At 44.3% G+C, this 23,279-nt stretch carries 16 protein-coding genes and 2 riboswitches; of the genes, 15 read left to right on the top strand and 1 reads right to left on the bottom strand.

All coding sequences use genetic code 11. The annotated features are described in order from the left end of the window. Positions 1 to 84: 84 nt before the first annotated feature. The 8 genes from EV146_RS25425 to EV146_RS25390 all read left to right on the top strand — a co-directional run bounded on the left by EV146_RS25425 (position 85) and on the right by EV146_RS25390 (position 10,143). Positions 85 to 1,095 carry a substrate-binding domain-containing protein gene (locus EV146_RS25425; protein ID WP_132011459.1) on the top strand — a complete coding sequence of 337 codons (1,011 nt, stop codon included), beginning with the start codon at positions 85 to 87 and terminating at the stop codon, positions 1,093 to 1,095. After that, complete coding sequence (locus EV146_RS25420; RefSeq protein ID WP_132011458.1) at positions 1,085 to 2,905, top strand: cache domain-containing sensor histidine kinase; 1,821 nt, start codon at positions 1,085 to 1,087, stop codon at positions 2,903 to 2,905. Before EV146_RS25425 ends, EV146_RS25420 begins: the two co-directional genes overlap by 11 nt. 30 nt (positions 2,906 to 2,935) lie before the next feature. Beyond that, the gene (locus EV146_RS25415) at positions 2,936 to 4,138 is read left to right on the top strand and encodes a response regulator (RefSeq protein ID WP_132011457.1); all 1,203 of its coding nucleotides are present in this window, start codon (positions 2,936 to 2,938) and stop codon (positions 4,136 to 4,138) included. Between the two features lie 212 nt (positions 4,139 to 4,350). After that, positions 4,351 to 5,433: a multiple monosaccharide ABC transporter substrate-binding protein gene (chvE, locus tag EV146_RS25410; RefSeq protein ID WP_132011456.1), complete on the top strand. Its 1,083-nt coding sequence runs from the start codon at positions 4,351 to 4,353 to the stop codon at positions 5,431 to 5,433. A 35-nt stretch (positions 5,434 to 5,468) separates the two neighbouring features. Next, on the top strand, positions 5,469 to 7,004 hold the full coding sequence (gene mmsA / locus EV146_RS25405) for a multiple monosaccharide ABC transporter ATP-binding protein (RefSeq protein WP_132011455.1): 1,536 nt from the start codon (positions 5,469 to 5,471) through the stop codon (positions 7,002 to 7,004). Positions 7,005 to 7,008: 4 nt separating this feature from the next. Then, positions 7,009 to 8,232, top strand: coding sequence for a multiple monosaccharide ABC transporter permease (mmsB, locus tag EV146_RS25400; RefSeq protein ID WP_373566095.1), 1,224 nt, complete (start codon positions 7,009 to 7,011; stop codon positions 8,230 to 8,232). 205 nt (positions 8,233 to 8,437) lie between these two features. Further along, complete coding sequence (locus EV146_RS25395) at positions 8,438 to 9,169, top strand: ZIP family metal transporter (protein WP_132011454.1); 732 nt, start codon at positions 8,438 to 8,440, stop codon at positions 9,167 to 9,169. A gap of 560 nt (positions 9,170 to 9,729) precedes the next feature. Next, the gene (locus tag EV146_RS25390) at positions 9,730 to 10,143 is read left to right on the top strand and encodes a YugN family protein (protein WP_132011453.1); all 414 of its coding nucleotides are present in this window, start codon (positions 9,730 to 9,732) and stop codon (positions 10,141 to 10,143) included. Positions 10,144 to 10,300: 157 nt separating this feature from the next. Here the strand turns inward: EV146_RS25390 and EV146_RS25385 are convergent, their stop codons facing one another. Beyond that, positions 10,301 to 10,918: a cell wall hydrolase gene (locus tag EV146_RS25385; RefSeq protein ID WP_132011452.1), complete on the bottom strand. Its 618-nt coding sequence runs from the start codon at positions 10,916 to 10,918 to the stop codon at positions 10,301 to 10,303. A 454-nt stretch (positions 10,919 to 11,372) separates the two neighbouring features. Here EV146_RS25385 and EV146_RS25380 point away from each other — a divergent pair, with 454 nt between their 5' ends. The 7 genes from EV146_RS25380 (at position 11,373) to ptsG (ending at position 22,469) form a co-directional block, all read left to right on the top strand. Next, positions 11,373 to 12,314 carry an AAA family ATPase gene (locus tag EV146_RS25380; protein ID WP_132011470.1) on the top strand — a complete coding sequence of 314 codons (942 nt, stop codon included), beginning with the start codon at positions 11,373 to 11,375 and terminating at the stop codon, positions 12,312 to 12,314. A 1-nt stretch (position 12,315) separates the two neighbouring features. Further along, positions 12,316 to 13,533 (top strand): DUF58 domain-containing protein, encoded by a 1,218-nt coding sequence (locus tag EV146_RS25375; protein WP_132011451.1) that lies wholly within the window; start codon positions 12,316 to 12,318, stop codon positions 13,531 to 13,533. Then, positions 13,530 to 15,734, top strand: a complete 2,205-nt coding sequence (locus EV146_RS25370; RefSeq protein ID WP_132011450.1) for a DUF4129 domain-containing transglutaminase family protein — start codon at positions 13,530 to 13,532, stop codon at positions 15,732 to 15,734. The genes EV146_RS25375 and EV146_RS25370 overlap by 4 nt, the downstream gene beginning before the upstream one ends. Positions 15,735 to 15,767: 33 nt before the next feature. Beyond that, positions 15,768 to 15,869: riboswitch (purine riboswitch) on the top strand. Positions 15,870 to 15,991: 122 nt separating this feature from the next. After that, complete coding sequence (gene guaA, locus EV146_RS25365) at positions 15,992 to 17,545, top strand: glutamine-hydrolyzing GMP synthase (protein WP_132011449.1); 1,554 nt, start codon at positions 15,992 to 15,994, stop codon at positions 17,543 to 17,545. Between the two features lie 112 nt (positions 17,546 to 17,657). Further along, positions 17,658 to 17,759, top strand: a riboswitch (purine riboswitch). A 115-nt stretch (positions 17,760 to 17,874) separates the two neighbouring features. After that, positions 17,875 to 19,206, top strand: coding sequence for an NCS2 family permease (locus tag EV146_RS25360; RefSeq protein ID WP_132011448.1), 1,332 nt, complete (start codon positions 17,875 to 17,877; stop codon positions 19,204 to 19,206). A 147-nt stretch (positions 19,207 to 19,353) separates the two neighbouring features. Further along, positions 19,354 to 20,196, top strand: a complete 843-nt coding sequence (gene glcT / locus EV146_RS25355; RefSeq protein ID WP_132011447.1) for a glucose PTS transporter transcription antiterminator GlcT — start codon at positions 19,354 to 19,356, stop codon at positions 20,194 to 20,196. Between the two features lie 212 nt (positions 20,197 to 20,408). Next, positions 20,409 to 22,469: a glucose-specific PTS transporter subunit IIBC gene (gene ptsG / locus EV146_RS25350; protein ID WP_132011446.1), complete on the top strand. Its 2,061-nt coding sequence runs from the start codon at positions 20,409 to 20,411 to the stop codon at positions 22,467 to 22,469. Positions 22,470 to 23,279: the final 810 nt, after the last annotated feature.

Raw genomic sequence — 23,279 nt, 5'->3', positions numbered from 1 at the left:
TATTTTTGTATGTTCGGACAAATTCACGCTGAAATCATGCGCACTAGTTCTCCCGGCGGCTGTTTATGAAAGGGGATTCATTATCTGAAAAAGCTACTTTTTATTTATGCGATCTTAATTGGGATTTTCACTATATTTTTATTAAAATACGATTTTAACAGTCCTGATGGCGGTTCAAGCCTGATGGAAAGGGGACTGGGAGGAGATCTGGAAGAGAAGTATGTCATGGTGACCTTTCAGGCAGGGATTGATTACTGGAAAACAGCACTCAAAGGATTTGAGGATGCTGCAAATTCCCTGAACGTTTCTGTGGAATACCGCGGAGCCACTCATTATGATGTGCATGAACAGATTACTGTATTAGAGCAGGTCATTGCCAGGAAGCCTGATGGTATCGCCATTTCTGCCATTGATCCTGAAAAAATAACAGCTACGATAAATAAAGCGGCAGATTCGGGAATTCCGGTTGTTCTGTTTGACTCGGGTGCACCCGGCAGTAAAGCGTCTTCCTTTGTCGGAACGGATAATTATAATGCTGGGGTCATTGGGGCAGAAAAACTGGCGGATTTGATTGGCAGAAAAGGGAAGATCGGGATTATCTCTCTCCCTCATCAGCACAATCATCAGGAACGTATCAAAGGGTTTCAGGAAACCATCACGAGGAAATTCCCCCAGATTGAAGTAGCAGGTATTAAGGACGGAAAAGGAAATGAGCTTGTCTCAAAACAGGCTGCTTTAGAACTGCTGGAGGAACATCCAGATATTAAGGGGATATTCGTCACGGAGGCTAACGGCGGTGTGGGCACCGGCAATGCCATTCTTTCATCCAAGATTAAGGATAAGGTGGAAATTGTCAGCTTTGATGCTGATAAAGAGACTTTGGACATGATAAAAGACGGTACGATTTCGGCAACTCTTGCACAGGGCACCTGGAATATGGGGTATTGGTCTCTCCAGTATTTATTTCACTTAAAACACAATCTGACGGCCTCATCCAAACTGAATATCGCCAGCACGCCTCCGTTGCCTCCCAAAGTGGATACCGGAGTGACGGTTGTCACAAAAGAAAATGTAGGGGATTTCTATGCCAGGTAAGCGTTCGTGGAAGAGGTTAATTACATCAAGGGAAAACAGGCACCCGAAATTGGATGATTTCCCAATCCGCCATAAATTAATTGTGACGCTCATGTTGATCAGTATCGTCCCGTCTATTGGCCTGAGCATTCTTACTGGATGGACAGTCGAACGGATTATTGAGAAACAGACCACCAATCACACACTTCAATTAATTGGCCAAGTGAACAAAACGCTGGCGGGCTATACGAATAATATGCAAAATCTCAGCTACTTGATATCGTTTCATCCCCAGGTTGAGTCTTTCGTTGAAGGCCAAGGGTTAGACGGTGAGAATGGTCATTATGAAATCCGCGAATTTTTAAGGAACCTAACCACTTTATACCCTGAGGTGGCAGGGATACTAGTAGCAAACAGCTCAGGAGAGTATATCTCCAATGAACTGTATCCTAAAGATGATCGAAACTTAAACGAGGAATACTGGTACAAAGAAGCGGAAGAAAACAAGGGGATATTCAAGATCCTTGGACAGCCTGACAACCGTACTCTTATAAGCCAAGTACCATACAAGGATGATGAGGTTGTCACTGCCGTACGCGCTATTGTCGCCCCGGAAAATCAGGAGGTTAAGGGTGTTATCCTGATTGACTTAAAGCAAAGAGTGATTGCGGAGGTAACCAAGGACGTTCGTCTTGGAAAGTCGGGTTACTTAATGGTAATGGATAAGGATGGGGAAAGTATTTACTCGCCGGAAGCAGCAGGGGAAAGAGATCTTTCCCTGCCAGGGAATACAGACAAGGCTGGAACCTTTTCAAGGACCGTAGACGGCAGCAAAACGCAATTCATTTACAGTAAGCTGTCTATTGCCAATTGGACCACGCTCGGAGTCTTTCCTTCCGGCGAAGCAGTAAAAGAAGTAAGGGAGATTATTTTTTACGTCATCAGTTTTGTCTTTTTCCTCTGCTTTATTGGAATCGCAGCCTCCTATTATTTGGCCGGTTCCATGTCCAGACCCATCCATCAATTAATCTTTTTTATGAAAAAGGCTGAAGCTGGCGATTTGACTGTTCGGTACGAGGATGACCGAAAAGACGAGCTTGGAATGCTGGGCCGAAGTTTTAACAACATGCTGGGTCAGGTAGAAAGACTCATTTCTTTGACAGAAAGACAGGAAAGGAAAAAGCGGGAAGCAGAGCTTAGAAGCCTCCAGGAGCATATCAAGCCGCATTTTCTTTACAATACACTGGATACGATCAACTGGATGGCCCGGAAACAAGGGGCGGAGGATGCCGCCCGCCTTGTAGGCTCACTGTCAAGACTGTTTCGGATTGGCTTAAGCCAGGGAAAGGACCGGATTTCTCTGAGTGAAGAGATTGAACACATCAATAGTTATCTGAGCATTCAAAAGGCCAGATACAAGGATAAATTAAATTATAGTATTGAGGTCCCTGAGAAGGACAAGCATGCATCGATCCCAAAGCTCATCCTGCAGCCTATTGTTGAAAATGCCATTTACCACGGGATAAAAGAAAGAAGAGGCCCGGGGCATCTCCGTATACAGGCAGAGGAGATCAATGGTGAATTGGAAATAAGTGTGAGTGATGATGGAAAAGGGATTCCACGGGAGCGCCTGCAGAAGCTTAAGGAATCACTACAAAGCCCCATGGAAGAGGCCGGTGAAGGTGAAGGGAATGGTCCCGGTTATGGAATGAGGAATACGCAGGCAAGAATTCAATTTACTTGCGGCGGCCGATATGGTATCTCCATCGAAAGTCTCGAAGGAAAAGGAACAACAGTAATGATTTTGCTTCCATATATTCTTGAAGAATAAGAGATAGAGATTTTAAGAGGTGAAGGGCTCATGAAGGGAAAATGGCGGGTATTGCTTGCAGATGATGAACCCATTATCCGGGAAGGAATTTGCGAAGCTGTTAATTGGCAGGAACTTGGGATGACGGTGGCGGCAGAGGCCGAAGATGGAGAGCAGGCACTGGAGCTTGCTCTTGAGCACTCTGTCGATATCATGCTGGTAGACTTGAATATGCCCATCATGAATGGGATTTCTGTCATTAAACAGGTCAAAGAGCAGCTGCCGAAATGTAAAATCATCATTATAACTGGACACGACGAATTCACTTATGCACAGCAGGCATTGCGCTTAAACGTTACTGACTATATTCTGAAGCCTGCCAATCCGCAGCAGCTTATGGGGGTTCTGAAGAAGGTCGGCGAAGAATTGGAAGCAGATATGCAGCAGGAAGAATATTTGGATATGGCCTCCGATCAGATCACTCAAAATTTGGATCTTCTTCGCGAACAGCTGTTATTGAGCATACTGGAAAAAAGGCTTGAAGAGAAAGAGGTTCTAAAGCAGTTTCATTTTCTTCAATTGCCGGAAAAAGAACCCAGGCAGCTTGGAGTCATCCAAATACCAGGTTTTTTTGCTGACAGGCCTCTATTAAAAGAAGAGGATCAAGAACTGCTCCTGTTCAGCCTTGAAAACATTATATTGGAGGTAATGGCACCCTGCAGCAAACTTTTTTTACGGGACCATTCAGGATTCATGGTGGTTATGACCTGGGAGGAACTCGCTGAAGAATGTATTGACGAGATAAGGAAAATGGTAAAGGCGTGCTTAAAGGTTTCCATCAGTTTGTGTTTTGAAAAGGTCATCGGAGGAATTGACAGTATTCCAGAAGTCTATCGAAGATGTCAGCATAAAATCAAGGAGAACACTTCCATTTCCCCTGTAATCAGAAGGGCAAGGGAGTATGTACAGGACCACTTTACAGAGACCGATCTTACACTGGAAAAAGTGGCAGAGTCCCTTCATGTTTCATCGGTCTATTTAAGCAGGATGTTTAAACAGGAATTAGGAAGGTCTTTTGTCAGCTTTCTCACAAACCTCCGGATGAAAAAGGCGGCTGCTTTGTTAAACACGACTGACTTCAGTATACTGGAAATCGCCGAGAAGGCAGGTTACGACTCGCAGCATTATTTTAGTACCGCCTTTAAAAAGGCAATGGGGGTTTCCCCAAAACAATATCGCAATCACATAAAGTAACCCATTCAACAAAAAAGGCACTCGGATGACTGGATCCGGGTGCCTCTTTTACATAAAGATTGCCCCAATTTTTGAAAGCGCTTAAAAGTAAGTTAAAAATTTATAAAAATAGTTATTTTATTGAAAAGACTGAATTTTTCTTCGTTGTTATAGTAAAGGAAGTAAATGCTTTCATTCTACTTTGTTTTATTTAATAGAAGGGAGGAACCCATATGAAGAAGTGGTTATATGCCATCACTTTAGTCTCCATGCTTGTATGGTTGACGGCCTGCAGCAGCAACCAGGCAAGCGGGGAAGAAAGCAGCGGCTACGTCGGTATTTCAATGCCGACCAAATCCTCAGAGAGATGGGTCAATGATGGGGAAAACATGGCCCGGCAATTTAAAGAACTTGGCTATAAAGTAGATTTGCAGTATGCAGAGGACATCATCGAAAACCAGGCGGCCCAGATTGAAAATATGATTACAAAAGGTGTGGAAGTACTGGTCATCGCCCCAATAGATGGACAGGCCGGGCTTACGAATGTCCTTGAAAGGGCTCATAAATTAGGCATTAAGATCATCACTTATGACCGGCTTATCCAAAACAGTAAATATATCGACTATTATGCTACATTCGATAACTTTGAGGTGGGGGTCCAGCAGGGGACATATATCGAAGAAAAGCTGGGATTGAAAGAAGAAGAAGGACCGTTCAATATTGAATTGTTTGCCGGTTCGCCTGATGACAATAATGCATATTTCTTCTTCGATGGTGCGATGTCCATCCTGCAGCCCTATATCGATTCCGGGAAACTGGTTGTCAAGAGCGGCCAGACAAAATTCAATCAGGGAGCCACGCTAAGATGGGATGGAGCGCTGGCCCAGTCACGTATGGACAATCTGCTCAGTGCTCATTATTCCAGTGAAACGGTACACGCAGTCCTTTCTCCTTATGATGGGATCAGTATCGGGATCATCTCTTCGTTAAAAGGGGTTGGCTATGGAAAGGGCGATAATCCACTGCCAGTGATTACAGGGCAGGATGCAGAGCTTGCATCAGTGAAGTCCATCATCAGAGGGGAACAAACGCAAACCGTTTTTAAAGATACAAGAAAACTGGCTGAAAAGGCCGTAGAGATGGCAGATGCTGTGCTAAAAGGCGAGAAGGCTGAAGTAAATGATACAAATACCTATGATAATGGGGCCAAAGTGGTGCCTGCGTATCTTTTAAAGCCCCTTTCAGTGGACAAATCGAATTATGAGGAACTGCTGATTGACAGCGGCTATTATACAAAGGAACAGCTGGGCAAGTAAGTGTAAGCCTTTACTTTATAACGGGCGGTGAGAAGATGTCAGAAATGATCTTGGAAATGAGAAATATTACAAAGGAATTTCCAGGTGTGAAAGCCCTCGATGACGTTAATTTGAAAATCAAAAAGGGTGAAATTCATGCCTTGTGCGGAGAAAACGGGGCAGGGAAATCGACGCTGATGAAGGTCCTGAGCGGGGTTTATCCTTATGGTTCCTATAGCGGAGATATTTATTTCAAAGGCGAAGAATGCCAGTTTAAAGATATTAAGCAAAGTGAAGAGCTGGGAATCGTGATCATTCATCAGGAACTCGCCTTAATCCCGTATCTGTCTATTGCTGAAAATATTTTTTTAGGGAATGAACAGGAACGAAATGGCGTCATCGACTGGAACAGCACGATTATCAAAACGAGGGAGCTTCTAGACAAGGTTGGGTTACATGAGTCGCCGAATACTCTTGTAACAAATATTGGTGTAGGGAAACAGCAATTGGTTGAAATCGCAAAGGCACTCTCTAAAGAAGTGAGCCTGTTGATTCTGGATGAGCCAACTGCCTCCTTAAACGAAGATGACAGTGAAAACCTTCTGAATCTCTTGCTTGAATTTAAAAAGCAGGGAATGACGGCCATCATCATTTCCCATAAGCTGAATGAAATCTCGAAAGTTGCGGACTCCATTACGATTCTGCGAGATGGAAAGACGATTGAAACTCTGGATATGAAAAAGGATCAAATAACCGAAGACAGGATTATCAAAGGAATGGTCGGCAGGGACTTGACCCACCGGTATCCAGAAAGGAAGCCGAAAATCGGCGACAAAATCCTCGAAATAAAGAATTGGAATGTGTACCATCCGCTGCATCAGGATCGCAAAGTGATTGATGATGTCAATCTCCATATCCGAAAAGGGGAGATTGTTGGCATTGCAGGTTTGATGGGTGCAGGAAGGACGGAACTGGCCATGAGTGTTTTCGGAAAATCCTATGGAAAGAAGATAACCGGCCAAATCTTTATGAAGAACAGGGAAGTAAAAATGGATGATGTCAGCCAGGCAATTGACCAGGGCCTTGCCTATGTTTCCGAGGACCGTAAAGGAAATGGGCTGATCCTGATGGAGGACATCAAGAAGAATATCACGCTGGCCAGCCTTAACAAACTGTCCAACAAGTCGGTCATCAATGAGAGCAAAGAAATTTTAGCGGCCGAGTCTTATCGTAAAAAGCTGCGGATTAAAACACCAAGCATTTTTCAGAAGGCCGGAAACCTCAGCGGCGGAAATCAGCAGAAAATTGTCTTAAGCAAATGGATCATGTCTGAGCCTGATGTGCTGATTCTCGATGAACCGACGCGCGGGATCGATGTAGGCGCAAAATACGAAATTTATACCATTATTGATGAACTCGCAAAGGAAGGGAAAGGGATTCTGATGATTTCCTCGGAGCTTCCTGAAATTCTGGGCATGTGCGACCGCGTGTATGTCATGTGTGAAGGCAGAATCACCGGGGAAGTAAGCCGCAAAGAGGCCACCCAGGAAAACCTAATGAAATATATGACGCAAAGCAAGGTAAGGGGGTAGGGACATGCAGTCAATCGTGCAAAAGACAAATAAAAAAGGTCCTGCTGCAGGCGGTGGCTCTAATGGAAATATGCTAGCGAATTTGGTGAAAAACAATGTAAGACAGTATAGCATGATCATTTCACTTATTTTTATCATGCTCCTTTTTCAAATTCTGACAGACGGTCTATTATTGAAGCCGTTAAATATTACAAACCTCATATTGCAAAACAGTTATATTCTCGTGTTGGCCATTGGAATGGTGCTTGTCATTATTACCGGCCATATAGATCTGTCGGTAGGGTCCATTGCGGCCTTCGTCGGAGCCATCTCTGCTATTTTAATGGTCAATTATGAAGTGCCAACATTTGTTGCCATTGTCCTGTCTCTTGCAGCGGGTGCTTTAATTGGCGCGTGGCAGGGTTTCTGGATTGCGTATGTAAAAATACCCGCCTTCATTGTCACGCTTGCGGGCATGCTGATTTTTAGAGGGCTGACAATGATTGTTTTAGAAGGCAAGTCGATCGCACCTTTCCCGGATAGCTTTCAAAAAATGAGCACAGGATTCATTCCGGATTTCGGGGGTGCATCCGGCATCCATATAACGACTCTGCTGGTAGGAATCCTGCTCTCTATTTTAATTGTTGCCGGTGACATCAAAAATCGGCAAAATCAATTGAAACATAATCTTGAAACATCGTCACAGGGAGTGTTTTTAGCCAAGCTGGCTGCTATTGTCATCGTTCTTAACCTGTTTACCTACGCGCTTGCTATGTATGAAGGCATTCCTAACATCCTCGTGATTCTGGCTGTACTCATTGTCGTCTACAGGTTTTTTACCAATCGGATGAAGACTGGGCGGCATGTCTATGCCATTGGAGGGAATGAAAAAGCTGCCTTATTATCCGGGGTTAAGACAAAGTGGGTGACCTTCTGGGTATTTGTTAACATGGGTGTATTGTCTGCCCTTTCAGGTCTGCTTTTCGCAGCACGGTTAAATGCAGCAACACCTAAAGCCGGGAATTTGTTTGAATTGGACGCTATTGCAGCTTGCTTCATCGGAGGGGCGTCTGCATACGGAGGCATCGGGACTGTGCCAGGTGCCATAATCGGCGGTCTGGTGATGGGAATCATGAATAACGGTATGTCTCTTTTGGGATTAGGAATTGACTGGCAGCAGGGAATTAAAGGTCTAGTTCTTTTAGCGGCAGTAGCCTTTGATATTTATAATAAAAACAAAGCAGCTTGATGTTCGGTACAGGTGTCCTGAGGTAACTCTTTGGGCACCTTTTTTATGGGAAAAATCAATAGGCAAACGCATGCTCAGCTCAGAAAACAGCGGATGCCAATAAGGCTTTTTGCAAGGTAGTATCTTCTGATAAGTAAAAAAGAAAAAATCGGTCGTTTTAAAAAAGGGTTGTACATATAATGCAGTAATCGTTTAGAAAAAGGTGATGACTGTGGATGTAAACCTGGGAATATTGATTAGTGCTATGGGTACTGCGCTGGGAGCAGTGCCCGCATTGCTTTTAAGCAATCTATCCCACCGATTTAAGGATAACTTGCTGGCGTACAGTGCAGGGATCATGGTGGCTGCCTCCACCTATGCCCTGATTCCGGCTACTCTAAAACTATCTAATATGCTTGTCCTGACACTGGGAATATTACTTGGGACACTGACGCTCACCCTTCTGGAATTGCTGCTGCCGCATGTGGAAGCAGACCACAGGAATCATCCTTCCCATCAGGCGAACCCTCTGCTATTAATCACTGCCATGGCTATCCATAACATACCTGAGGGATTGTCAGTTGGGGTCAGCTACGCGAGTCAATTTGAAGAGCTGGGTTCCCTGGTTGCCTTTTCAATAGGCTTGCAGAATTTGCCTGAAGGCTTTCTGGTTTGCCTGTTTCTCGTGGCCAACCGGGTTTCTAGGGCTAAAGCCTTTCTGTATACAGCTTTCACAGGAGTCATTGAATTAATTTCGTCGTTGGCCGGGCTGCAGTTGACAGATCAATATCTCGGTCTGGTTCCGTATGGGCTCGCTTTTGCGGCGGGTGCGATGCTGTTTGTCGTTTATAAAGAGTTGATACCTGAAAGCCATGGCGATGGAAATGAAAGGTCAGCCACTTTTGCCTTTGTTCTTGGTTTATTGACGATGATCTTTATCACCGATTTATCTTTATAAGTGAAACCAAAGGACATGGAGGGGAAGAAGCTTCCTGCGTGCAGCCTTTGTAAAACGGGGAGGCCTCTTATAAGTTAAAACACTTATAGGGGTCTTTTTCTTTATAAAGACGGCATCGGATGGCCTTTAGGGGAGAGGGCAAAGCCAGAAAGACTTTGCTGGGGCAGATGAAGCCGAAACTGAATTAAAAGATTGTGAGACCCGGTCTTCATAAGGGTGATGAAGACCAAATTGAAGTAAGAGATTTGGAGAAAGGGTCTTCATGAGGGTGATGAAGACCAAATTGAAGTAAGAGATTCGGGGAACCGGTCTTCATCGGGGTGATGAAGACCAAATTGAAGCAAGAGATTTGGAGAACCGGTCTTCATCGGGGTGATGAAGATGAAAACTAAATTAAGAGATTCAGAGTGCAGGTCATCATGGGCAAATGAAGCCGAAATTGACCCGTTGAAATACCTATTGAAATAGATGGTGCCTGCCTTGGTATTCTTTTAAAGACAGTTTAAAAGAATGGCGGAAAGGGAAATGGAAATCAAAAGGAAAACAGGGGGGAAGGCCTTATGATTAAGCTTGAAACTGAATTGGAAGGAAAAAAGGCACTTTACGGTGAGGTATCCGAAATCCTAAGGAACCATGGGTTCGACATTGGCGGTAATTGGGATTTCGAACAGGGTATGTTCGATAAGCCCCTGTCAGCCGGCGAGGAGGGGGAAACCATTTATTTACGTCTGCCGTTCGATGTGGTGGATGGGGAGATGGATAACGATAATGCGCTGCTGGTCTTCAGGACCCCTTTTGTTCTGAAGCATGTTGAAGATGTGGAGGTAGACGGTGAGGACAGTGCGGTGCTGACAACGAGTGGCCTGGAGCAATTTAGAAGCCCGGCTGACAAAGATGCACCGATTCAGCAAAAGTCCAGCTGGGCGGAGAGTGGTGAGCAGGAAGTTGCAAGAGTTGTGAATGATCTGGTCTGACTGCCGCGTTGAGCTAGTTTGCCTGTCTGTTACATGCCTTTCTCCTCCATGGAAGCACCCGATTGCCTGGTGCTTCTCTGTGCCTGCAAGGGTTATAAAACGGCCGCGGGTAGCAGTGCGGCCGTCTATAGCCAGCAGGTATTAACCCAATATGTATTTAGTAGGCAAAGTGGTGATTGCCAATTTGATTTGTTACGGTCCTTGTATAGATCCACTGGTCGGTTGCCAGCTCGGGATTATAATAATAAACAGATCCGTAGGAAGGATCCCAACCCAGGAACGCATCCTTTACCGCTCTGAAAGCTGTGGAATCTGGCTGCAGATAATACTGTCCGTCGTTAATGGCCGTAAAAGCATTAGGCTGAAAAATTACTTCGCTTATCGAATCGGGAAAGTCACCGGATTGGACACGATTAAGGATGACTGCGGCTACTGCTACTTGTCCTTCATAACTTTCTCCTCTTGCTTCTCCATGGACAACACGGGCCATCAATTCGGCATTGTTAAGCATTTCTGCCGTTTTGGGTCCAACGCCTCCAGTTACCACGACTCCAAAATCCTGCTGAAATTGCTCGACTGCACTGGCCGTAACTGGACCATAATAACCCGTTGTATCTGTGTTAAAGTATCCTAGCTTTTTTAACATAGATTGTATGTAGGTAACATCCTGTCCGGTCGAACCCACATCTAAATGTCGTGACGCTTCTGCCTTTTCGGTAAACCCTAAAATAAAAATGATTGCAGCGGCTGCTGCCAAAGTCTTTATGTAATTCATTGATTTTCTCCTCCCGTTTCATGAATTTTCATTAATACTACTGTCTTGTACTTAACCTCAAAGACACCTCCCTTGAAAATTAAATGGCTGCCATGCCCATATAAATGGCCGCCTTAAAGTATATTCCCTGTTTAAGACTGAAGAAACTCAGCCAAAGGGATGAAGATTTCCAATAGTCTGTCAACACATCTGCCCAATGAAAGGCCGCTTTTTGGATAAATAAGGGTATAAAAGGAGAGTTATGGCTTATGCCGGATCTCTGGCTTTTTGCCTAGTAGGGGAGCCTCTTGCAATCTCCTCGATAGGAAACGACTATATAGCGTAATTAGGTCTAATTTTTACAGAAAATAGTGAATTTATCGTATAATTGAGTAGAACAGAGACAAGTCTGATTTTAATGATCGAAAATTTAACTATAAATGAAGGCCGGGGAGGAAAAAGAGTGCGAAGCGAAATGAATCCGACAATCGAAAGAATCCTGCAAAATATTGAAAAGGTTATGACTGGTAAACGCAACGTTGCTGAGCTGAGTCTTGTGGCGCTTCTTTCAGGCGGGCATGTTCTCCTTGAAGATGTTCCTGGTGTGGGGAAGACGATGATGGTGAGAGCCCTGGCGAAGTCAGTCAGTGCCGAGTTCCGGCGAATTCAATTTACACCCGATCTGCTCCCGTCTGATGTGACTGGGGTATCCATATATAACCCGAGGGAAATGGAATTCCAGTTTCGGGCTGGACCCATCATTGGAAATATTATTTTAGCGGATGAAATTAACAGGACCTCACCCAAGACCCAGTCGGCATTGCTGGAAGGGATGGAGGAAAGCAGTGTGACGGTAGATGGAGTCACGCATGAGCTTGAGAGCCCATTCTTTGTCATGGCAACCCAGAACCCGATTGAATATGAAGGTACTTACCCGCTTCCAGAAGCACAGCTGGACCGCTTTCTCTTAAAAATGAAAATGGGCTATCCGGATTTGGATGAGGAAATAGAGGTGCTGAGCCGGGCGCAAAAGGTGCCTCCAATCGATGATTTGCAGCCTGTTGTTTCCCTGGAAGAGCTGCGGAAGCTCAAAAAGGAAATAAAGGAAGTCTATGTTGATGATTCTATTAAAAGGTACATCGTCGATCTGGCCTCCATGACGCGTGTACATTCAAGCGTGTATCTGGGGGTTAGCCCGAGGGGTTCCATTTCATTGATGAAAGCTTCCCAGGCACTGGCTTTTATGTCCGGCAGGGATTTTGTCATACCGGATGATGTCCAGTATTTAGCTCCATTCGTATTCGCGCACAGGATTATCCTGAAATCAGAAGCAAGGTTCGAAGGGATTGAGGCAGAGGAAGTAGTGAACCGGGTGATCGCCAGGGTCCCTGTCCCTGTACAAAGGCTAGTGAAGTAAGATGAAAAAATATCTGCAAAAGCTTAAAGAATTCTGGAAACTGCTGACTTTGTTTATTTTAATTCTGATTACCTTCTCCTATGCCATGTTCCAGGGAGGGTTCGTCAGCTGGTTTTTGTTTTACAGTTTTCTGCCATTTGCGCTTTATGGTCTTGGATTATCGCTTTATCCGCTGGCTGATTACAGTGGCGAGAGGAAGCTGCCACAGTATGAGTTTAGTGCGGGGGAAGCAGTAAAAGCCGAGTTGCAGCTTGAAAGGCGCTTCAGGTTCCCGCTCTTTTATGTGATTCTCGAGGAAAGTATGGAGAAGTCCCTATCCGGCGTACTGAAAAACTCTGAAGCTAAAACAATCCTATTTCCCGGGTTTAAAACAAAGCTGAGCTATAAATACAGCATTGGAAGTCTCCCAAGGGGAGAGCATCATATCAAGGGAATCCGGTTAAAGACAGGGGACCCTCTCGGATTGATCGAAAAAGAAAAAATGCTGCCTGCACAGGATAAAATCCTCGTGTATCCGCCCTATGAAGAGCTCATATACCGGCCTGCAGAGAATCAGTTTGACCAGGGCATGACAGCCACAAATGAGAGACTCAGCAGGGACACGTCCATGTCGGTTGGAGTTCGCGAATATCAGCCTGGTGACCGCTTTTCATGGATCAATTGGAAGGCCACGGCCAAACGGAATGATTTTATGACGAAGGAGTTTGAGCAGCGGCAATCACATGATGTAATGGTTGCCATGGACTGCGCTCCTGAAGAATGTTTTGAAGCGGTGGTCTCTTTTACTGCTTCCATTACGAGAGCGATTTTAAGAAAAGGGGCCCAGGCGGGTCTGCTGACGGTTAGCCGCGAAAGAGTACTGTTTCCTACCCGCGGCGGTGAAGCCCAGCAAAAGCAGCTGTTTTACCATCTTGCTAAAATAACGGCCTCAAGTCCTGTTCCATTTGACCAGGTTCTCGAAGGGGAGACCTTTATGGGCCGGCAGCACCAGGCGATGATGCTGGTGACTTCCCGGCTTACACAATCCCTGCTAGATAAGGCCGCTTACTACTCCCGAAGGAATGGCAGTATGTCGATTTTCTTGATCAAAGGGAAAAAGGATCGGCCCACCCAGCGGGAAATTGCCCTAAAAGCTTCCGCTGTCTCAAGGGGAATTCGTGTGACCATTGTCCAGGATGGCCGCTTTGCTGAGGCTTTTTCGGAGGTGAACAGCCGATGAAGGCTCATTTGAACAGGTTTGATTTTGGTCTCCTATTATTGTATGGCTTAAGCTTTCTTCTCATATGGGAATGGTTAAGGCCGGTGAAGGAGCTGACTGAAACCGGGAATATAGGGGTGTTTATCGTCTTTGTTTTCATCGCACTCCTTTTATCGCTCCTTGGAGTGCGCGCTTTTGCAGGCTTTTGTATCAAGTCTCTGTACATCTTGTACAGTGTGCACAGCCTTTATTATCAAGGAAGTCTTTTGAATTTTTCCTGGGCTGGTTCATTTATAAAAGATTTAAAAGCAAATTTTGGTCGGATTTGGAACGCTCAATGGATCGAATTGGACGATGTATTCAGGACACTGCTATTTTTCACCCTGCTTTGGATCATTGCTTACTTAATTCAATACTGGCTGATTACGAGAAAAAGGATCTTTGTCTTTTTCCTCATGACACTGATCTTTATTACAGTCCTGGATACCTTTACGCCTTATGATGCCTATGCTGCGATTATCAGGACGGCAATCGCTGGATTTCTCGTCATGGGGATGCTGACCTTTTACCGTCTTGTAGAAATGGAAAACATCAAAAAGAGTTTCATTTTTACGAGAAAGTGGATGGTGCCCCTGGCGGTTATGATTGCACTCAGCAGTGCATTAGGCTATGCGGCTCCGAAAGCAGAACCGATCTGGCCGGATCCTGTCCCCTTTATTAAATCGTTTAACAGTGAAAGCGGAGAAGGACAGGCCGGGATAAAAAGAGCGGGGTACGGGACGGATGATTCAAGGCTTGGAGGAGCTTTTTTAGGAGATGACCAGGTGGTGTTCACCACCGAGATTGAAGAACAGCATTATTGGAAGGTTGAGACAAAAGGAATTTATACCGGAAAGGGCTGGGTCGCCGACGATGAGAGGGCGAACACCCTTGATTTTAGTGAGGGCACTGTTCCCCCGATGCTGTCTTTTTATGATACAGTGCCGTCGAAAAAGCGGACAAGTACCGTCCATAATGTCCTGGACTACTCACACATCCAATACCCGCACGGAGTCATGAATATCGAGACAGATGATTTCTATCTTTACAGACTGAACCAAGTCACACAGAAGATTTCATCCCTTAAGGAATTTGAGGACTCTGCACCGGATTCCTATACCGTTCAATACAGATCTCCTTCCTTCCAGGTAAAAGAGCTGCAAAACAGCTCTGCAGAAGAGGATGAGAATCTGTCAGAGTCCATTCTTGCTGATTATACACAGCTTCCGTCTAATCTGCCCCCAACTGTTAAAGAGCTTGCGCTTGAGGTTACTGAAGGCAAGGAATCCTGGTTTGACAAGGCCCAGGCTGTTGAGGAATATTTCCGCATGAACGGGTTTGTCTATGACCAGATAAATGCGGCAATGCCTGGTGAAGATGAGGATTATGTCGCTCAGTTTTTATTTGAAACCAAGCGCGGCTATTGTGATAACTTCTCCACTGCAATGGCCGTCATGCTGAGAACCCTCGATATTCCCACCCGCTGGGTAAAGGGGTATACCGAGGGTGAATATAAAGAAACATTAAAGTCCGGCAAAATGGTATATGAAGTAACCAACAACAATGCCCATTCATGGGTGGAGGTTTATTTCCCCGGGGTTGGCTGGGTTCCTTTTGAGCCGACACAAGGTTTTTCGGACAATGTTACATTTGAATATGAAGTGGAGAGCGAGACCAGCGAAGATACCGAAGAGGAGCAGCAAGTTGCTGCAGAGGCACCTGTAAAGCCTGAAGTGGAAACACCCGTAGAAGCGGCAGGAACAACCACAAGTGGATCAATGGCAAGCTGGTTCCAGAATTTGAAAACCCTTCTCTCACTCAATATGAAAAATGTAACCATTTCTGGCGTTCTGTTGGGAGGCATCCTGGCGATTATATTTCTCACAAGGAAGAAATGGCTTCCGTTTTATTATGTAACGCTCTTTAAAATGCGCCAAAAAGAGGAGCATTTTCCCGAGGCCTACCGGGTTCTGCTGATGCAGCTGCAGCGCCACGGGCTTAAGAGGGGGAAGGATCAGACATTAAGAGAATATGCCAAGTATGTCGATCAATTTTTCTCAAGCAGGGATATGGGGCAGTTGACGGCTCAATATGAACAGTTTCTTTATCGGGGCGAGCTAAAGGAGGGAACCTGGGCCGAAGCGAGGCCGCACTGGGAATCATTAATTAAAAAAGCAGGTTGACCAAAAAAATAGTATATTGATACAATGTCTTAGTAATTCAATCTAATACTCCTTCGTATATCATCGATAATATGGATCGAAAGTTTCTACCGAATCACCGTAAATGATTTGACTATGAAGGCAAATTTGGTTCAGCTCCGACTAGAATTTTGCCTTTTTTCAACATGATGAAGGGGAATTCTAGTTTTTTTTATTGCTCTTGGATATCCTAGCAGAAAAGGGCTTAGTACTTTTACTACTTACTCGAGGTGACGGACTTGTCGAAAAAAGTGGAATTGCAAGACCAGGAAATGATTGTTGTATTGGACTTTGGAAGCCAGTACAACCAGTTGATTACTAGAAGGATCAGGGAATTTGGCGTATACAGTGAGCTTCACCCTCATACGATTACTGCGGAAGAAATCAAAAAGATGAATCCAAAGGGAATTATCTTTTCAGGCGGACCGAACAGCGTATACGATGAAGGTTCCTTCCGGTGTGATGAGGAAATTTTCGAGCTTGGGCTTCCCATTCTCGGAATCTGCTACGGCATGCAGCTCATGACACTGCATTTTAACGGAAAAGTAGAACCTGCAAAACATCGGGAATACGGAAAGGCCGTTTTAAGCCTGCAGCATGAGAGCCCTCTATTTGCGGATACACCTTCTGAACAGACCGTATGGATGAGCCATGGGGACTTAGTTACAGAGGCACCTCCAGGATTCAGGGTCGACGGAGTGAATCCATCTTGCCCTGTTTCAGCTATGAGTGATGAAAGCCGCGGGCTTTATGCCGTTCAATTCCACCCGGAAGTACGCCATTCCGTGTATGGAAATGACCTGCTGAAGAATTTTGTCTTTGGCATTTGCGGATGCAAGGGCGACTGGTCGATGGAGAACTTCATTGAAATTGAAATGGAGAAAATTCGTCAGGAAGTTGGAGATAAGAAGGTTCTATGTGCACTAAGCGGAGGCGTAGACTCTTCTGTTGTTGCGGTTCTGATCCATAAGGCAATAGGCGACCAGCTTACTTGTATTTTCGTAGATCATGGCCTCCTTCGCAAAGGGGAAGCAGAAGGAGTCATGAAAACTTTCTCTGAAGGCTTCAATATGAATGTCATTAAAGTGGATGCAAAGGAACGTTTCATGAGCAAGCTTGAAGGCGTCTCGGATCCAGAGAAGAAGCGTAAAATCATTGGCAATGAATTTATCTATGTCTTTGACGATGAGGCGACAAAACTTAAGGGAATCGAGTTCCTTGCTCAGGGAACGCTGTATACGGATATTATTGAGAGTGGGACTGCCACTGCACAGACAATCAAGTCACACCATAATGTCGGCGGACTTCCGGAAGATATGCAATTCAAGCTGATTGAGCCTTTGAACACCTTATTTAAGGATGAAGTTCGGGCACTTGGAACCGAACTGGGCATTCCGGATGAAATCGTCTGGCGCCAGCCTTTCCCAGGACCGGGTCTTGGAATTCGTGTCCTCGGAGCCATTTCGGAAGAAAAGCTTGAAATTGTCCGTGAATCCGATGCCATCCTTAGGGAAGAAATTCGCAAAGCGGGACTTGATCGGGATATCTGGCAATATTTCACAGTTCTGCCTGACATCCGCAGCGTTGGTGTCATGGGCGATGCACGTACCTATGATTATACAATTGGAATCAGGGCGGTTACATCCATTGATGGGATGACCTCTGACTGGGCAAGGATTCCGTGGGATGTACTTGAAATCATTTCAACCAGGATTGTAAACGAAGTGAATCACATCAACCGCGTAGTTTATGATATTACGAGCAAGCCGCCTGCAACGATTGAGTGGGAATAAGGTAAGCACTGTATAAAAAATGAAAAATACGAACAATAAAAAGCGAACATTAGATAATGTTCGCTTTTTATGTTGACTTAGGTACAAAGCCCTGCTACAATAAAAGAGAACTAAATAATTTGTCGAAAATCTACGTATAATATTGGGAATATGGCCCAAAAGTTTCTACCGAGCTGCCGTAAAGAGCTTGACTACGCTGATTCTGAATGATGGGGTTATATACTTTTTCTCCCTCCTTCGTTCCTAGTCTGCAGTCAACGCCTCGGTACTCGAGGCGTTTTATTTTTGTGTTCAACATTTCCAATTTTACTTTTCAGGGGGGAAAGAGAATGAAAAAATACTTCCAATTTGAAGAATTGGGAACGAATTATCGTCGTGAATTCGTGGGGGGCTTTACGACCTTCCTTGCGATGGCCTATATCCTTGTTGTAAATCCAATCACTCTTACGCTTGCAGATGTGAAGGATCTGCCAGATGCCCTGAGAATGGATTATGGAGCTGTATTTGTTGCTACTGCACTAGCCGCAGCTGTTGGTTCCATTATCATGGGGCTTGTCGGCAAATATCCGATCGCGCTTGCGCCGGGAATGGGACTGAATGCATTTTTTGCCTATTCTGTTGTATTAGGAAACGGCGCTCCTTGGCAGCATGGTCTCGCAGCCGTGTTTATCTCAAGTGTTTTCTTCTTGCTTCTCACGATATCCGGTCTTCGTGAAAAAATCATCAATGCAATTCCGGTGGAACTGAAACACGCAGTGGGAGCCGGTATTGGCCTATTCATTACGTTCGTGGGATTTAAAAATGCTGGAATCATTGTTAATAACGATGCAACCCTGGTTGGATTAGGGGATTTAACGCACGGAAATACCCTTTTAGCAATCTTTGGCTTGCTGGTAACAGTCATCATGATGACAAGAGGAGTCAAAGGGGCTGTCTTTTACGGAATGGCACTGACTGTGATTGCGGGTATGATCTTTAATTTGATTGAGGCTCCTCAGCAAATCGTAGGTCCTGTCCCAAGCCTTGAACCTACATTTGGAGCGCTGTTCTCAGCTTTCGGAGATCCTTCCTTCTACACTTCAACCATGCTGGGAATCATTTTGACTTTCCTGTTCGTTGACTTTTTTGATAATGCCGGTACACTTGTTGCCGTGGCCAATCAGGCTGGAATGATGAAAGAGAATAAACTTCCGCGGGCGGGAAGAGCATTATTCGCAGATTCCATTGCATCTATGCTAGGTTCGATTTTCGGAACTTCAACAGTAACTTCTTATATTGAATCATCTGCGGGGGTTGCATCTGGTGCAAGAACAGGGTTTGCATCTCTAGTAACAGCCGGATTCTTCCTTCTATCTTTGTTCTTCTTCCCGGTGCTGTCAGTTGTCACCTCGCCAGTAACGGCGCCTGCATTGATTATCGTAGGTGTTTTGATGGTATCTTCCTTAGGAAAGATTGATTGGAGCCGATTTGAAATTGCTGTTCCAGCTTTCCTGACGGTCATCACCATGCCGCTGTCCTACAGTATTGCAACAGGCATTGCTGCTGGATTTATCTTTTATCCCGTAACAATGATGGTAAAGGGCAGGACGAAAGAGATTCATCCTATCATGTATCTATTCTTTGTTATCTTTGTACTGTATTTCATGTTTTTGACAGAGTAGATGATCACTACAGTTATCAAAAGGACTCAGCACATCGTGTTGGGTTCTTTTTTTACGAAAAGGTTCAATATGTTCCAATTGACTTCTATTTTCTGCTCTTATAACATAGTAGTGTTAGCCGAATGCACTATAAAAGAGGGATAGAAGATGTCAAATCTAGTCATTAACAAAGTGTTGAACAACAATGTCATAATCGCAGATCATCCCGACCATGGGGAAGTAGTCTTAATTGGGAAAGGCATCGGCTTTAACCGCAAACAAAATGATCTTTTAGAAGAAACCACTGCTGAGAAGCTGTTTGTGCTGAGGAATGAAAAAGAACAGAAGAACTATATTAAGCTGCTCCCATATTTGGAGGATGACTTGCAAAGGGTTATCATATCAGCCATCGAGCTAATTAAAAATAAAACAGTTGGGGAACTAAATGAACATATCCATGTTGCGTTAACCGATCACCTGATGTTCACGATAAGCCGTGTCAGCCAGGGGATGGAAATTCGCAACCCCTTCCTCATTGAAACGAAAGCGCTATACCCAAAGGAATACGGTTTGGCAAAAGAAGTCATTGCATTGCTGAGTGAAAAGAGCCAGGTTGACCTGCCAGAGGGGGAAGCGGGTTTTATAGCCCTTCATATTCACAGTGCTGTGACCAACAAAGAATTATCTGAGGTTAATCAACATTCACAACTTGTGACAAAATTAGTACAGATGATCGAAGAGCAGCTGGGAATTTCCATAGATAAAGACAGCATTGATTATATGAGACTGGTAAGGCACCTGCGTTTCGCCATAGAAAGAGTCAAAAATGGGGAAAAAGTAGAGGAGCCAGAAAAAATAACTTCCCTATTGAAAGAGGAATATCCTCTGTGCTATAATCTCTCTTGGAAACTCATTAAGGTAATGCAGCAAACGTTGAAAAAACCTGTTTTTGATGCAGAAGCCGTTTATATTACCATGCATCTGCAAAGGCTTCAAAAAAAAATTAAATAGCATTCATTGCTTTTTTACGTGTTACTGATACGATCAGGCATGAGTAAAGAAGATAATTGAATGAAGTTATACGGGGATAGTTTACCATTTTTCTGGGTATATTACCCCCGTGACTTCTTTTGATTGTTTTCTGACTCATGCCTTTTTTATTTTGTTCTCCGTTTGTAACCGCTTAATGAGTTTAATTAAAAGTTTATTAGGAGGATGCTTTTATGTTGAAAAATGCTTTTGGCGTTTTGCAAAAAGTCGGTAAAGCGCTCATGCTTCCAGTTGCCCTTTTGCCTGCGGCCGGTATTTTGCTTGCTCTTGGTGCAGCGCTTAGAAACCCTGCCCTTTTGGAGCTCGCGCCATTTTTGGATAATAACGGGGTCGATTTGGTTGCTGCCGTTATGCAAAAAGCCGGAGATATCGTTTTCGGAAACTTGCCATTGCTCTTTGCTGTAGGTGTTGCTGTCGGTCTGGCCGGCGGAGAGGGAACTGCTGCCCTCGCAGCCATTATTGGTTACCTAATCATGAATGTAACAATGGGAACTGCTTTAGGTCTTACTCCCGAGGATGTTAACGGATTAAACTATGCGAATGTCCTTGGAATCCCAACCCTCCAGACAGGAGTTTTTGGGGGTATTATTGTCGGTATCCTCGCTGCAACGATGTATAATCGGTTCTTCGAAATTGAACTTCCTTCTTATTTAGGGTTCTTTGCCGGAAAACGATTTGTTCCAATCATCACAGCAGCTTCAGCCATTGTTTTAGGATTGTTGATGCTGGTTATTTGGCCTCCAATCCAAAATGGGTTGAACGCTTTCTCGCAAAACATGGTTCATGCAAACTTGACATTATCTGCGTTTATCTTTGGTGTAATTGAACGTTCCTTAATCCCTTTTGGTTTGCACCATATTTTCTATTCACCATTCTGGTACGAGTTCGGCGAGTACACAACCAGGGCGGGAGAAGTTGTTCGTGGGGATCAGCGCATCTTCATGGCGCAAATCACTGATAATATTCAGAATCTTACGGCTGGTACCTTCATGACTGGTAAGTTCCCATTCATGATGTTTGGTCTACCAGCTGCAGCACTGGCGATTTATCATGAGGCTCGTCCGGAAAGAAAAGTTATAGTCGGTGGATTAATGCTATCTGCTGCCCTTACTTCGTTCCTGACTGGTATTACAGAGCCGCTTGAGTTCTCATTCTTGTTTGTTGCTCCTGTACTATTTGGTATTCATGCAGTATTTGCTGGTTTATCGTTTATGACAATGCATTTATTGAATGTAAAAATAGGGATGACTTTTTCCGGGGGGTTGATTGACTATATCCTGTTTGGATTAATCAACCCGCAAACAAACGCATGGCTTGTCATTCCGGTAGGTCTAGTGTTTGCTGTCATTTACTACTTTGGGTTCCGTTTCGCGATCCGGAAGTTCAATTTGATGACACCTGGACGTGAAGAAGTCACGGAAGAAAATGAAGGAACTGCAAGCAAAGCTGGAGACCTTCCGTACCAAGTTCTTGAAGCGATGGGCGGACAAGGAAATATCGCTCACCTTGATGCGTGTATCACTCGTCTCCGTGTTTCTGTCAATGACATTAAAAATGTCGACAAGGATCGACTCAAACAGCTTGGTGCTGCGGGTGTTCTAGAAGTTGGGAACAATATCCAGGCAATCTTTGGACCGCGTTCTGAAACGATCAAAGGACAAATGAAGGATATTATGAGCGGAAAAAGGCCGCGTCCGGTCGAAACAAGCCCTGCGGAGGAAATCGAACAGCAGATTGAAGAAGTGAACCCTGAAGCGCTTCAAACAGAAAATGGATCTGACGTGTTTGTTTCTCCAATTAAAGGTGAAATCAAGCCAATTACGGAAGTTCCAGATGCTGTGTTCTCCGGCAAGATGATGGGAGATGGCTTCGCGATCATTCCTTCTGAAGGTGTTGTCGTTTCTCCGGTTAACGGTAAAATCATCAACCTGTTCCCGACAAAGCATGCGATGGGCATTCTTTCAGATTCAGGAAGAGAAATTCTTATTCACGTAGGGATTGATACAGTCAACCTGAAGGGACAAGGCTTTGAAACACTGGTAAATGAAAATGATAGAATCGAAAAAGGCCAGCCTCTGCTAAAGGTTGATCTAGATTATATCAAACAAAATGCAACGTCCATCATGACGCCGATCGTATTCACGAACCTTTCCGAAGGCGAAAGTGTTGTCATTAAGAAACAAGGCAATATTGATCTGGCGGAAGAGGGAATTGTTGAGATTTCTAAATCTTAATATAAAATGGGGCTATCCAGAAAGTCAGTGAAAGCTGACTTCTTGGGGCCCTTTTTTTCTTTGGGGAAAATCACCCAGGCCAGTAAAAGAGTAGGTCTGTTTAAGAACAAAGTTAAGAAATATAGGAATGTGATGTTTATCCAGATTCCCTTTGAAGTCGGATGTACAAAAAGAAAAAACGTCAAGTCACTATATTAGAGCAAATAAGCAAGGGCAAAAGAGCCCTTTGAATGAGATGAGAGGAAGCCATAATTTAAGCAGAACTAAAGACATGTGGTGTATTTCTACATAAAAGGCAATCGCCGTACGCCGAGACCCGCGAGAAGGTAAAAGTTGATTGGGTATGGGGAGCGAACCTTTGGGCGTTTCCGGTACAGTTACATTTTTCGTGCGGGGAGGAACTTACCTGACAAGAATTTTGCTAGAGCCTTATCTCCTGCTGTTGATGGGGACATATTAGACAATTATTTCACGAGATAATTTCCAGAATTTTCATTGCTGAATCGTGTTGACTCATTTAAGAGTGGATGTTACTATGTATGAACAGTCGCTGATGCGATTGGCTTTACACCATTTAATAAGTGCCGAAAAAATTAAATTACAAAAAAGTGTTGATTTTAATTTCGCGGCATGATATATTTATCAAGTCGCTTCGGTGACATTGAATAATTGTTCTTTGAAAACTAAACAAACAAGCGTCAACAAACAATAAATTTTAGTGATTTCAAATCACTAGCCAACGTTTTTTCTTTTTTATGAGCTTAACTCATACTCTTTATTGGAGAGTTTGATCCTGGCTCAGGACGAACG

This window comes from Mesobacillus foraminis (assembly GCF_004340465.1).
GTDB classification, from domain to species: Bacteria; Bacillota; Bacilli; order Bacillales; family Cytobacillaceae; genus Mesobacillus_B; species Mesobacillus_B foraminis.
This window is presented reverse-complemented; position numbering and strand designations above follow the sequence as displayed.